Here is a 12,876-nt window from a genome sequence, read left to right as displayed (position 1 = left end):
AACTTCGAACACTTCCCTACGAACGTCCTGCGATGGCTCCCAACGCGCTAGAGCCCAGCTCAAGGTCAGTTACACCACACCAGCGGACGTGACCCCGTACCGGGCCCCGACCTCACCGAAGGCGACCGCGCCTAGCACGATGCGCGCCCAGTTTGCTTGCGAAGTACGTCTCGCAGGAGCACTTCCGCCAGCTACCGGATCAAGTGCCTGGCCGGCGGTAGGACCTTCACGCATGTCGCGCCATCGCTGAGCCTCAACCAACACAAGGACTCACACGGGTTTCCGTGCCGCAGTCGCCGGGGCTACCGCGTGTAGAAGTGTCGGCCGCACGCTCTACAGATCGCTTCCTTGCGCAGCGGGTTCCGGTCGATCCGTAAAGAAGTCCCCGCCGGTCAACTGACGGTGCCGGGTGCGCCGGTAGCCCAGGTGTAGGTGACATGTGCGGCTTCGGCCTCGAACTGGTAGTCGGGGTCAGCCGGCGGTGGCGTCGTCGTGCATGTCTTGAAGCGGATGTCCTGATAGCTGTGGGCGGGGATCGACACGTTCAGGACCGCTGGGGCCGGCGCTGCTGCGGCGATGGTCGGGAACGAGGTTCCGTTCCACTTCTTGTAGTTGGTGTAGGAACCAGCGGCGGGGGCGAACGTGATCTGGATGATCTCTGTGTCGGAGTTGTTCTGGAACCGCATCAGCCAGTTCGCACATGGCCCGTCGGGGAACCCTTGGCCGTAGGAGCCGCCAGCCTGCACCACTGCCAAGGATCCATGCGGCTGCGGAGCAGGGATGGAAACCACAGTGGCTTCCGGTGTCGGGACGGCCGGGGTCGCTGCGGACGTGGCGGCAGGAGTCGGTGGCTTTGCTGCGGCCGTCATGGACTCGCTTGCGGACTGCCGTTTCGGGGCTTGTGCGATTGTGATGATCAAGGCTGCGACAGCTGCGCCGAGTAGCAGCATCACCGATGCGCCGACCCACGTCGGGATAGTGACCGTTCGTTTGGTCTGCACTACATCCTCGTGGAGTTCGGGCCCGTGAGGTCCGCTCGCCGGCCTTGCGGTGCGGTCCGGCGGGTCTGTGCCGGCGCTGGACGGGACGCCTATTGTGGCAGAGTCCTGCGCTGGGTCGGGCCGCGTTCAGCGGAACGCATGACCGGCGCCCAAGACGAAGGGAAGGCGGTGAGGGTGGAGGAGCTCACGCGTGAGAAGCTGATCCGGGCAGTCAGGGACTACCAGCGCTTGGAGCAGTGGGTTGAATCCGAGGACCGCCGGCGGTTCCGGGAAATGGCGTTCGAGCAGGCTGTAGCGCTTGCGGGCGAGGGCCGTAGGGCGAACGGTACGTACCATCCTCATCTCGAGGCCAAGCCCGGCCGACCTCTTACCTCCGGCCGCAAGAACGCGCTGACACTTTTCCGTGACCGCCTCACTTCGGAGACGGTCCGTCATGAGATCAGATCTGCGACCTGCTTTGACGACATTCACCATATCCTCGAGCGCGAAGCGCGAAATGTTCGCGACGTAGGGGCTGTCACTGTCTACGACGCCGCTGTATCCATCGGAGCCAACCGAGGTTACGAACCGGAGCAGATCTATCTCCACGCCGATCCGGGCATCGGCGCCAGAGCCCTAATCCGAGGGCTAAGCAAGGACCGCATCAGCGTAGAGGAGCTGCCCGAGGCAGCCCTAGAGATCCTCAAGGACTACAAGCTGGGGGACGATGACTTCACCGCAGGGGAAATCGAGGACATCCTGTGCCGGTTCGGCGGGCTCCAGTAGCGACGGCCACATGGCGGCGCCGGACGCCCGTAGCATGGCGCGACGGCCTCAGCGGAAGGCGGAAGCCGCGATTTCTGTGTCGCTGTAAGGATCAGACGCCTGCGAGATCTGGGCGTGGACCGACACTCGTGAGTACTCCGCGGGACAATGCCCGTCGTGACCGATGAGATGGATCTGCTGACAGCGGTTGAGAAACTCGACGACTTTCTGCGCACTGCCCCGCTGACCGAGGCCGTCGCCACCCTTGAGCGTACCTTGGAAGGTGCCGACCGGGCCGGTGTCACGCAGGCGGCGGCGTCAGCCGGAATCACCGCCGAACTGCTGGCCGCTGCCGTGATCGTGCGGGCGCGGCTGGGCCGCATCAACGACCTCGTGCATGCCGCCGGGATCGTGCTCGCGCTGCCGAGCCTGCTTGAGGACGGCGAGCGGATCATCACTCGGCCTTCGCTGGCTGCAGGAAACGACCCGACACGGCCCTACGATCTGCACACCGATCTGCGCGCCGCCGAGTTTAAGTTCTCCCAGTGGAAGGGCGCTGACTCGATGCGCAAACGGCAGACGTTCAAGGACTTCGTGCTGCTTGCCGCCTCCGATGCCCCACGCGCCGAGCTGCTGGTCATCGGACCCGGGCCGGGACATTTCCTTCGCTCGTGCACCTCAACCGCATCGTGGGGGCTCGATCGAGCCAAGGGCGCGCGGGCCGTGTTCGAAGACAAGTTCGGCACGCTGGACACCACAATCGCGCAGTTCACCGCAACCCACGGCGCCCACGTCACCATCACCGACATATGCACGCTGCTGCCCGGTCAAGTCGCGGCGCTACTTCTCCGGTGACGACAGCTGTCAATCACGCTCCGGTGACCTGCGTCTTTGACTGGGACATCGCGGCTGCACCCGGTCCGCGAAGAGCCGTCCAGGACCTCGCGGCTCAGGAGCAGAGGCGGTTCGCGCCAAGACGGATCAACGAATCCTCACCGCACGCTCGAGGGCCCGAGCACGCCTCGCGGGACGATGGGTGTCCCGCCACAGAGCGCAAGCCGCATGGCCGGACACACAGCGTAAGGTAATGATGTGCCTGCTCATCCCAAGAAGCATCACTTCGTGCCCCAGTTCCTTTTGGAACGGTTCAGCGGGCCGGGCGGCAAGCTGCTCGTTCACAAGTACATGGCCGATCGCCAATTCACCTCGAACGTCACCGACGTCGGGCACCGCAACCATGGCCACACGTTGTATTGGCCTGGCAAGGAGCCCGACCACGTCTCTCTGGAATCCGCGATGGCGTCGATCGAGGGAGAAGCCGCGACGGCGATCAGCGAACTATCAGTGAGTCGGCGCCGTGAGGTGCCCGCTGAACTTCGTGAGCCGCTTGCATGGCTGATGGCCTTGCAGTACCAGCGCAGCCGTTTCCTTATGCACATGATCGGCAACGAGGTGGCAGCGACAGATTCCAGCGACGGATGGTCCGCCGAGCAGCTCCAGACGAGCTTCCTCTCCCTCATCAGGATGCATGTACTCAGTCCATGGAACATCCGCAACGATCCGTATGAGCGCCCGAAGGATCGATGGAATCCAGTGGTCGCTTTTCTGCTCGCCGGCGATTCCTATTGGTCGTGCTATCGACCTCGACGAGAGGGGCTACTCATCGGCGATAGTGTCCCTTGCTTCTCTGGCGTCACCGCCGACCCTCCACCAGGAGTTCCTCCTGGCTTCCTCGACCACGGGGTCGGGGCGCCGCTTCACTACTTCCGGCGAGTAACGGCGCCGCTGGGCGACGACTTGGCCCTGGTTATCTCTCGGCATTCGCCACAGATGGAACGACTGGATGCTGCAGCCGTGAACCGATACACGGTTTTCAACAGCCGCGAGTTCGTTGCACACTCTCCGAATTGGGTCCAGGAGCACCCAAAGCTTGCCGCGGATCTCGAGAACTGCCTGAGAATTCAGCGGCTCATAGCTCCTGCCTTCCTGCAGGGTTATGGCGGGTGATCCGCCCTCAGCCGCCGCTGATGAATCCACTTCCGAGTGGACCGCAAACGATGCTCGCCGCCAATATCAATAGCTGTGTTCGCTGCCGTAGATCTCCTCACGGTACCCCGGAGTAATCCGCTCGGGGTCGATGTCGTCTCGATGCGCAATGAGGAAGCGGGTCATGGCCGGTCTGTATGGGTGGGCGATGAGGAACTGGCCGTACTCGTGCTCCAGTTCTGCCCAGTGCTGCCACAGTAGGCCCTGGCCACGCTCGTATGGGTGGAGCCACGCCTATGCCAACACCAGGCGGTCACCTTGATCAGCCCAATACTTCGAGCTGAATCCTGCGGCGCCGGCGACGATACTTCCGCAGGCCGCGAACCGCTGGCTTGTCAGTAGCGCCGCCTGGCACGACGGCTCGTCCGCCTGGAATTGCACGGAGTTGTAGTGGCTCTCGCGTTTGAAGCACTGGGCGTACGTCTCGGCGATACGTCGCAGCGGCAGCTTGACGGCAGGGATGATGCCGTGACGCGGGTAGCCCGCGGACTCGGGAAGGTAGTGCATCTGGATCAAGCTGCGGTCTCGCAGGAACGCCTTCTCCTGCTTCTCATAGTCCTCAAGAGGCACTCACTAATCATCGCCGCATCGGAGACCGCAGCGCTGGCTCCCAACGCCGCATCCGTGTACTGGCCGCATCCATAAGCCGCAGATGTTCCCCTGATCGCGCCCTCCCTGAACAGCCATCATCCGGAAGGTGCCGCCTCCAGCCCGTCCAGTACGGCAGACCGTGTCGCCAATAGACGGGCAGGCGCGAAACGCGTCGCCCGTGGAGAATAACGGCCGATGCTTGGTTGGTAGCCTGCACACCTCCCACCTCATGGAGAACGACTCCACCTTGGACCCCGATTGAACTCGAATGCCAGGTCATGTACACGGTCAGTAGCGCTCTGTATCGTATCCGTGTGCTGATTGCCTCCAACCCAGACGGCGACCGGATACTGGCTACTCGTGATCTTGAGTCGGGCTCGTATCAGTGCCCGATGTGTCAGAGCGATGTGGTTCTGAAGCGCGGCCGGAAGGTGGCCGCCCACTTCGCTCACCTGCCGAACGCAACATGCCGGTTCGCGGAGGCGGAGAGTTGGCGGCATCTCCTTGCGAAGCAGGTTCTGCTGGAGGAGTTCACCGTCCGCGGTTGGCGTGCCCAGCTCGAGGTCGCGAATGTCAAGGCCGGCCGGCGTGTAGATGTAGGGGTTGAGGTGCGGGCCGCGGATGGCACCGCCGTTTATGTTGCCGTCGAGGTCCAGGACTCTCCGATATCGGTCGAGATGATGAGGGCGCGGATGCGCGCAGATCGCCGGATCGGCTATCAGGCTACGGCGTGGCTGTTCACCAGCCATCGAGCGGTCGCGTTGACCATCGCACACGGTGGCGACCTTGAGACGCGGGTGCCGAACGAGATGCTCTACGTGGCAAACCGCTACGGCCTCGATGTCCCGATAATCGATCCCGAGCAGCGTCGCATCTTCCGGGCGCGGCTGTCGCGGGTAACACGGCCTGGCGAGTATCGCGAGTGGTACACACCGGAGGGCGACCATGAGTCGGTGGACTACCCGGATCGCGTCCTGCGGAATACCCGCAAGGTCCCTGCAGTCGTCGAAGGCGGCTTCAACATCAGTCTGCACCCTGGAAAGTTCGGCGACCTGTGGGCGGTGGAGTTCTGCCAGTGACAGAGGTGCAACAAGCACCGACGCCGCGACGGCCCAATGCTCTGCTACGACACACTGACGATCCCGAGCCGACTGAGCCACCGCCCCGTAGACATCCATGTTCCGTCCGAAGCGGGCCAGATCACGGGGGTACCCTGGCTTCGGGCCAGTTCCAACACGTCGCCTTCCGGACGGCTCGGCACGAGGATCGCCTGGGCCGGTTTGTCCAGGAAGCGCGTGTAGTCCAACAGTTGGCCAAGCGCCATCCGAACACTGTCCCGCGAAGCGCTTGATTTCGCCTCCACCAGGAGGTTCAGGCCACCAATCCATACATCGGTGTAGAGCGGGCTGCAGTCCGCGGTGTGCCTGATCTCGAACCTCCAGACAGGGAAGCCTTGCTTGATGACAAACCGGGAGAACAGCTTCTCCAGCAGGGCTTCGGGTCGAAGCCCCAGCTCATCCATCGCCACTCCTGCGGGCTCGGTCAGCAATGTGTGACGCTCAACCGTCACGAGCCGCACCTTGAGGTGGTCGCCGATGCAGCGCCACTGATCCGGGGAATGGGTTGCCGCGTTGACTGGTTTGAGAACGAAGTCGGTGGTTCGACCCCCTGACGGCGCTACTTCGTCGACGACGTCATCCAAGATGAAGGCGTCAACGTATCGGAGGGGCGCGCCCCAGGTGATGTACTCCATCACATGCAGCGGGCGCCCGTGCTCCCAGGCCGACAGCACGACGCTGTTCACCCGGTCCGCACGCCCAGAACGTGCTGCTCCAAAATCCGCCTGCGCGGCGGTGTACCGGTACATTCCGTTCCTGTCCCACCGCGCGTCCGCGTTGAACAGAACTATGTGGGAGCTGTTCTTCGACGGGGCGATACCGCTGTGAAGGGGTAGGCGATAGCGCTCGACCAGCTGGGATCTCTCGTAGAAGTCACCGCGCGACAAGAGCCACGCTTCAGGGTTCCCGTGCACGCTCGCCCCCAAGCCCGGAACTACAGCAACTCCACCAGACTACTGATCTCCTCTGACGCGTTCCGCGACCTGCGCCTCGCGAGGTCAGCTACCTGGTCGGCACCATTGAGAGGCCGGGTCGCCCAGGGGAGCCTCACCCCTGGGCGACCCGACCCTTCAATGCATCGACGCCGAGAAACGCGACGAACCCGAGAACAATCTGCCGTTCGCCGATCTCGACGCCGGACACCTTCGGCTCCAGGCTCGTCGCAACCGCTAGGACAACCAGAACCGCCGGCACAACGACGTCCGTCCGCAACGACCCACGCCAACGCCCCACCTGACGTTCCGTTCGGTCGCTACCAACCGGGCCGTGCCACGGTTACGCACCGTCTTCGGCAGTATATTGAGAGCGTCGGCAAGTGCCCACGCGCTTTTCACGTCGCAGCCTCGATGCCACAAGCCCCTGAGGCCTCCATGGAAGAGTCGATTCTGGAGTCAGGGTCGTCCCGTCGCACTACAGCTCGTCAATGCCCATCGGCTGCGGCAGACGTCGTTGTCCGAGTGGCCCAACCTGAAGATCACGGTACGCGGTGACTCGCGAGCATAGGAGGGGTGGTGGCTTTCACTGCGCTACACGATGAACGTGGAACATTGGACGCGACTCTGGCTGATCTGGGTTGCGGCTGGGACTGGAGGGCAGTCCATCGATCTCGGCCACGCGAGGTGTTATCGTGCCGGCATTGCGGGCACCGGCTGCATGCGAAGGTCTCCCCGAATGGTCTGCGCTTCTTCGCCCACGACGCTGGCGCGAACTGCGTGATCGGAGAGTCGCTGTCCCACCATCTGCTTAAACTCGAACTGGCCTTGTCAGTGCGGGCCGTAGGCTGGACGGCGCAGTTCGAGGTCCCGGCCGCCGACGGAAGCTGGCGGGCTGACGTCCTGGCTACCTCGCCGGATGGTTTGCTGCGTATGGCCTGGGAGGCCCAGCTATCGCAAATCACCCGCAGCGAGATAGCCGAGCGAACATCCCGGTTCGCCCGCGACCGAGTTCACGTCTGCTGGGTTAGCGCTGGTCGTCGCAGCAGCCCGTGGTGGTTCGGTACCGTCCCCTCGCTCCGGGTCGAGGCCGGTTCTGCCGGGGCTGAATGGACTGTCGTCGACGGCCTCGTCGCGTTCGTCGATGGAAGCTGGGTTCCCCGATCGGCGAGCCTTACGGAGTTCGTGGGGTGGGTTCTGGCCCGGCGTGTGCGCGTCTACGCGCCCACGTCCGATGCCGTCGTTTGGACGGCACCGGGATACATCGCGGCAGAACGCGCGGCTCTTGAGGATGCCCACCGCAGCCTGGCCGAGATCGAAGCCAAGCAGCTCGAGGATGAAGCCAGGTTCCGAATCAAAAGGCTCGCGCTGCGGGACGGTGGCACTGCCGAAGCGCTGCAACAGGCCGTCGAGGTGGAGGGCCGGGCCAGGGCGGCCCGCGTTGCCGCCCGTCCGCCCAGCGACCCCAAGCGGCTCAGCGGTACTGCCAAGGCCATCGACCATATGCTTGCGGCTCACAATGTCGCCGTGACTCCCGGCTGGAGTATCGGCGAGACGCACTGGGCCGAAGGCGTTCCACTTGTCGATGACAACGGCGTGCCGGTCGCGGTGTTCAACCCGCACCGTTCCAAGCTCTGTGAGGAGGCGGGTCTGGTGCTGTCTGAGCTGCTTCTGCTGTTCCCCGACTGGCAGTCGCTGGAGGGTTTCCGTCAATACCCCGGGCCCCGCACAATCTTGATGCATCAGCGAGTCGAGGTCGTCGGCACGAGCCCGGAGGCGTAGGCCGGCCGTGGCTGCCAGCACCGTAGTCTGTCCGCCAGCCTAGGAAAGCGACAACCGAGTGAGCGGCATCTTCGATCCTCAACCGCAGATGGCCAAGTACTGGGACAACCCTGCAGCGCTGTTCTACGACCCCCGCAAGAGGATCGTCCTGATAGGGATCACTTCAGGGACAATATCGACCGCTACCCTCCGGAGTCGCCACAACAGGCCCTCGCGTTCACGATGGCGGCAAAAGATGCGGCAGAACGACGTGTTCAGCGGAACTACAAAACCGCCATCCCCAGTATCATCGCGGCGAAATCCAGCTCCTGTTGCCCTTGTCGCTCGACGGATCAGGTCAAGCGCAACTGCCCTGGTAGTCAAGCGACACGTGAACGAGACGACAGGAGAACTCGTCGAACACACCGGCGAGACCCCATTGCCGTTGCGGACCGCCATGAACAACACCCGGCTGCTTGCCCGCACCGATCGAGACTGGCTCAACCCAATAGTCAGTGCCGATGCCGAAAGCAGGCCGCTGCACGTCCATAGGCGGGCGGTCGGCAAGACCAAAGAGAGCGATATTCTCCCAATCTGACCTGATGCCGGCCATGGCCAAGCCACTGCAGCCCGGTCACATAGGCTGGCTCAAGGCTTATCGCTTCCAGTCGCTTTGCTTGTTCGAGCGCGAGTTCTTCGGATCAGCAAGGATCTCCGCAATGATGGTGCCGCCACTGCCCGGCACCCAGCCACCCGGCGCAATAGGACTTGCTAGCCGTTCGGTACGGTCTGCGCACTTGCGACACATCGTCTGCCCCGGCAGCGCGCGCTTATCACACTTGGCGCACTTCGTCGGCTTGGCAGCCGACTTCTTGGACTTCTTGGCAGCAACCTTTACAACCGCACGCCCGGTGAAGCGCTTAATGCAGGGCCCGCATTTCTGCTTGCCTTTCATCGCCGTCCGCCCGCACTTGACGCACTTCGGGGATATCACGACAAACGCCCGGCGGCTTGGAGGTCCACGACGTGATGATAACGATCGCCGGGCACGTGTGGTAGAGCCATGACTCACGCCCTTCTCGCGTCCGATCATAGAGATGCTCATGACATGCTCTTCCGCAAGTTCGCGGATCAGTGGACGTGGAATCGCATGGGTTGCTGCAGCAGACCCCCGGCGCTGTCCAGGTCGGCAAGGCGCTCAGCAACGACGGCTGCGCCGAGGGCGGGTGGGAGCGCAGCGGAGAACTTGAGCCCCTTGACAGCGCGGGCATCGACATCGGGAAGGACAAGCCGGTCCGCGGCATCGGCGGTCGCCTCCCGCCACATCGCGGGGGTGAGGTCTTCGCGCAGCCGAACCCATGCGTCGGTGGGCCGCTGGACCGGGTCGGCGATGCTGGACAAGGTGGCGGCCAATGTAGCGTTGGCTCGGTATCCGCCCCAGGTCCACCAGCGCACGTCGGTCCCGACGCGAGTGATCAGCGTCCCGCCGGGGTGGACTGAGTCGGATGCATCGGCCTCGCGGAGTTCGGATAAGCAGGCGGTCGCGCGGCGAGTGAGTCGAACTGGCGGCTCCGCGCCGAGCATGACCTCACGCATCGCCTGGGTGAGGGTGAAGGAGAGTCCGGCGATGCCTCCGCTGGACCACTTCGCGATGCCACCGCCGTCGGCGGTCTCGACGAAGACGCGATGGCGTGTCCAGTCGATGTGGGTGACCTGCCAGCTACGGCCAGCCAGGAGTAGGCGGCGTGGGCCGGGGTTTTCTTCCGTGAGGATTGTGGGGTCGATGCGGCCGATCTCTGCGCGGCCGACGAGGACAGTGAATTGCGGCGGAGCGGTGAATGCCGCGGTAAGGCCCATGAAGTGCCGACGGCCGAAGTGCCGCTCGGCTTCGGGTCCGATGAAGAGCATCCCCCCGTCCTGGTCGAGGAAGCCGTTGTCGACCAGGTAGCGCAGGATCGGCTCGGCAGAGCGGTCGAAGGGGGCCAGTCCGTTCCACTGGTCGGCCCAGAGCTGGTCACCGACCTTGTGGTTCTGCAAGCACAGGGCAAGAAGTTGCTGGGCGACGAGGTGCCGTGGGTTGGGCGGTGCCTGGACCGGTTCGACCCACCGGCGGCTCCACAGTAGTAGCAGGCCCGCCGCCTGTAGCAGCGACACGGCGGATGTAGTGAGCAGGAGGCAGTTGCGCACGCTGTCGACGCGTCGGCCGGTGCGGCCGATCCGTTGAAGGAAGGAGGCAATGGTGGCCGGTGAGTCGATCTGGATGACCCGGTCCAGGTCGCCAACGTCGATCCCGAGCTCGAGGGTGGAGGTAGAGACAATAACGCAGTCGCGTGCCTCGGCGAATGCCTGCTCGGACCGGCTGCGCTCCTCCAGGGACAGGGACGCGTGAGACAGGAACGTGGTGATTTCGCGCTGCCTCAGCGCGGCGCCCAGTTGTTCGACCTGGCGTCGGGATTCGCAGAAGACCAGGCGTTTCTCGCCGCGGTGAAGCGCGGCGATGACCTTGGCCGCGTTGTCCAAGGAGCCGACGTAGTCGAGCTCAACGTCCCCCGGGGGTGGCCCAACACCGGCGGTCGGGGCCGTGGGAGCCTCCGGTGCCACAATGCGGGCTGGACGTGTACTCGCGCCAGAGCCCTGCAGCCAGGTGAGCAGGTGTTCCGGATTGCCGACCGTGGCTGACAGTCCAATCCGCTGGATCGGCCGCCCGGTGATCCGGGACAGTCGCTCCAGGACTGCCAGCAAGTGCCAGCCGCGGTCGTCGCCAGCGAAGGCGTGGACCTCGTCAACGACAACGGCGCGGACGGTGCCGAGCAGGTGGCCGTGATCCGTGGTGAGGCCAATCAGCATGGCTTCCAGCGACTCTGGGGTGGTGAGAAGGATGTCCGGCGGGTTGGTACGGATCCTGCGGCGCTGGGCCTCCCCGGTGTCGCCGTGCCAGAGCTCCGCGCGACGGCCGAGCCACTGCGCGTAGGTGTCGACCCGGTGGATGAGGTTGTTGAGCAGCGCTTTGAGCGGGCACAGGTAGAGCACCGAGACGCCGGTCCAGCGCTGCCGTTCCATGGCGGTCAGCAGCGGAAAACAGGCAGCCTCGGTCTTCCCGCCGGCTGTGGGGGCGAGTAGTACGGCGTCGTCTCCATCCAGCAGCGGCTGGATCGCGGCGCGTTGCAGGGGGCGTAGTTCGGGCCAGCCGAGGGTGTTGACGATGTGGTGCAGCAAGACCGGATGGAGCAGGTCGTCGGTCGCAGATGGTGCTGTCACGGGCTTTCCTGCCCTGTCGCCGGCGCCACGTCGGTGTCCAAGTCGAGGTCGATGTCGTCCGCGCCGACTGCTGAGTTCCGCTCGACGTCTGTAAGTTCATTCGTCGAGATGGTCAGTCGGTAGTCCCGACGGGGATCGAAATCGTGGAACTGGTCGACACGGTCCATGACATCGCCGACAAGCTTCTTAAGGTACAGCCGCGGGGCGACCCCGACTTTGCCGCCAAGTGAGCCGGTAACGGCCTGAGCAAGGTCCGAGATGTAGTTGTCATCGACAAGGGCCTTGATACGCTCGGGATCGCCGGCTCCGGCCGCGTACAGGTCGCGAATCGTACGGCCTAGTTCGCCGAGACTGTCGAGGGTGAAGCCGGGAAGTCGCAGCTGCACCGCGCGCGGGTTGTCGAAGCGCGCGTCGGTGCCGAAGTCGGTGGCCAGCCGCTGGGCCAGAGGCGCCAGGCGTTGGACGCCCTGCTGTCCGTCATAGAAGGCGGGTGTGCCGGTGATTATGAGGTACAGACCGGGGAAGCGCCCGGAGTGGACTTCGTCGATCAGCTGTCGCAGCGCGTTCAGCGCCTTGTCGCGGGCGTCAGATCGCACCCGCTGCAAGGTCTCCACCTCGTCGAGCACGACGAACAGGCCGGGGTGGCCGCCGTCGCGCAGCACTGTGAGCAGCCCTTGCAGGAATCCGAGTGCTCCGAAGTGGTCCAGGTCGCCTCGAACGCCGGCAGCACGTTTCGCCGCTGCGGCAACGTGCGGCTGGCCTCCCAGCCAGGCGAGGATTGCCGCGGCTGTCTTCTCATCGCCCGCGTCCAGTGCAGCGCGGTAGCCGCGCAGGGCTGCGGAGAAACTCGGCGCGTGGCGCGAGACCTCAGCCAGGCGCAGCACGAGGAGCTCCTCGACGGCCCCTGTAAGGTCCACGTCCGAGACGCCGGCGGCGAGGGCGTCCTCCTCCAGCGCGTAGAACCAGGCGTCGACCACCGGGCGCAGCGCGCTGGGGGGAAAGCTGGCGGTCGTCAGGCGCTCAGTGAGTCGGCGATAGACGGTTTCCAGCCGGTGCAAAGGCGTCTCGGTCTCAGACACCTGAATCTCTGCCACTGCGAAGTTGCGGCGCTTCGCCTGCTCTCCCAGCCACCGGGTGAAGAAGGTCTTGCCGGAACCGTACTCGCCGCGCACCGCCTTGAACACCGAAGCCCCTGCGGCGACGGCTTCGAGCTCGCTGTCCACTGCCGCCTGGAACCGGCCCAGCCCGACGGCCAGCTGGTCCAGGCCGGCCTCGGGCACGGCGCCGCGGCGCAGGGCGTCGACAATGCCGCGACGTCGCACCGCGCTTACCGACGGCGCGGCAGGGGGCGTGGTGTCCGTTCCAGTCACCGGTTCAGTTTCCCATTCGTTGATCTTCGCCGCTCGGTCCGTCCTGCCCTCCAAG

At 64.6% G+C, this 12,876-nt stretch carries 12 protein-coding genes; 6 read left to right on the top strand and 6 right to left on the bottom strand.

The features are described from left to right. Positions 1-392: 392 nt before the first annotated feature. Positions 393-1,001 (bottom strand): hypothetical protein, encoded by a 609-nt coding sequence (locus ABIA35_RS45295; RefSeq protein WP_370362120.1) that lies wholly within the window; start codon positions 999-1,001, stop codon positions 393-395. 138 nt (positions 1,002-1,139) lie between these two features. On the opposite strand from ABIA35_RS45295, the gene ABIA35_RS45290 reads away from it, so the two are divergent. The 3 genes from ABIA35_RS45290 to ABIA35_RS45280 all read left to right on the top strand — a co-directional run bounded on the left by ABIA35_RS45290 (position 1,140) and on the right by ABIA35_RS45280 (position 3,752). After that, positions 1,140-1,766 carry a hypothetical protein gene (locus ABIA35_RS45290; protein WP_370362119.1) on the top strand — a complete coding sequence of 209 codons (627 nt, stop codon included), beginning with the start codon at positions 1,140-1,142 and terminating at the stop codon, positions 1,764-1,766. A 156-nt stretch (positions 1,767-1,922) separates the two neighbouring features. Continuing rightward, positions 1,923-2,600 (top strand): PE-PGRS family protein, encoded by a 678-nt coding sequence (locus ABIA35_RS45285; RefSeq protein WP_370362118.1) that lies wholly within the window; start codon positions 1,923-1,925, stop codon positions 2,598-2,600. Between the two features lie 237 nt (positions 2,601-2,837). Continuing rightward, positions 2,838-3,752 carry a DUF4238 domain-containing protein gene (locus tag ABIA35_RS45280; protein ID WP_370362117.1) on the top strand — a complete coding sequence of 305 codons (915 nt, stop codon included), beginning with the start codon at positions 2,838-2,840 and terminating at the stop codon, positions 3,750-3,752. Between the two features lie 273 nt (positions 3,753-4,025). Here the strand turns inward: ABIA35_RS45280 and ABIA35_RS45275 are convergent, their stop codons facing one another. Continuing rightward, positions 4,026-4,361, bottom strand: a complete 336-nt coding sequence (locus ABIA35_RS45275) for a hypothetical protein (protein WP_370362116.1) — start codon at positions 4,359-4,361, stop codon at positions 4,026-4,028. Between the two features lie 335 nt (positions 4,362-4,696). On the opposite strand from ABIA35_RS45275, the gene ABIA35_RS45270 reads away from it, so the two are divergent. Beyond that, on the top strand, positions 4,697-5,461 hold the full coding sequence (locus tag ABIA35_RS45270) for a competence protein CoiA (protein ID WP_370362115.1): 765 nt from the start codon (positions 4,697-4,699) through the stop codon (positions 5,459-5,461). Between the two features lie 44 nt (positions 5,462-5,505). On the opposite strand, the gene ABIA35_RS45265 is transcribed toward ABIA35_RS45270, so the two are convergent. Then, entirely contained in the window at positions 5,506-6,249 is a 744-nt protein-coding gene (locus ABIA35_RS45265; RefSeq protein WP_370362114.1) for a hypothetical protein, read from the bottom strand. 798 nt (positions 6,250-7,047) lie between these two features. Between ABIA35_RS45265 and ABIA35_RS45260 the strand changes: the two genes are divergently transcribed. After that, positions 7,048-8,214 (top strand): competence protein CoiA family protein, encoded by a 1,167-nt coding sequence (locus ABIA35_RS45260; RefSeq protein ID WP_370362113.1) that lies wholly within the window; start codon positions 7,048-7,050, stop codon positions 8,212-8,214. A 370-nt stretch (positions 8,215-8,584) separates the two neighbouring features. Continuing rightward, the gene (locus ABIA35_RS45255) at positions 8,585-8,791 is read left to right on the top strand and encodes a hypothetical protein (RefSeq protein ID WP_370362112.1); all 207 of its coding nucleotides are present in this window, start codon (positions 8,585-8,587) and stop codon (positions 8,789-8,791) included. Positions 8,792-8,848: 57 nt separating this feature from the next. Here ABIA35_RS45255 and ABIA35_RS45250 read toward each other — a convergent pair whose 3' ends face one another. The 3 genes from ABIA35_RS45250 to brxD form a co-directional block, all read right to left on the bottom strand. Next, positions 8,849-9,148 (bottom strand): hypothetical protein, encoded by a 300-nt coding sequence (locus ABIA35_RS45250; protein WP_370362111.1) that lies wholly within the window; start codon positions 9,146-9,148, stop codon positions 8,849-8,851. A gap of 176 nt (positions 9,149-9,324) precedes the next feature. After that, on the bottom strand, positions 9,325-11,451 hold the full coding sequence (locus ABIA35_RS45245; RefSeq protein WP_370362110.1) for a DEAD/DEAH box helicase: 2,127 nt from the start codon (positions 11,449-11,451) through the stop codon (positions 9,325-9,327). Then, positions 11,448-12,821, bottom strand: coding sequence for a BREX system ATP-binding protein BrxD (gene brxD, locus ABIA35_RS45240; RefSeq protein WP_370362109.1), 1,374 nt, complete (start codon positions 12,819-12,821; stop codon positions 11,448-11,450). The genes ABIA35_RS45245 and brxD overlap by 4 nt, the downstream gene beginning before the upstream one ends. Between the last annotated feature and the right edge of the window lie 55 nt (positions 12,822-12,876).

It is taken from the genome of Catenulispora sp. MAP12-49 (assembly GCF_041262705.1).
GTDB lineage: Bacteria > Actinomycetota > Actinomycetes > Streptomycetales > Catenulisporaceae > Catenulispora.
This window is presented reverse-complemented; position numbering and strand designations above follow the sequence as displayed.

Coding starts and splice junctions, on each gene's coding strand:
- ABIA35_RS45250 (WP_370362111.1), bottom strand. CDS start 9,148: ATGAAAGGCAAGCAGAAATGCGGGCCCTGCATTAAGCGCTTCACCGGG.
- ABIA35_RS45265 (WP_370362114.1), bottom strand. CDS start 6,249: ATGTACCGGTACACCGCCGCGCAGGCGGATTTTGGAGCAGCACGTTCT.
- ABIA35_RS45290 (WP_370362119.1), top strand. CDS start 1,140: ATGACCGGCGCCCAAGACGAAGGGAAGGCGGTGAGGGTGGAGGAGCTC.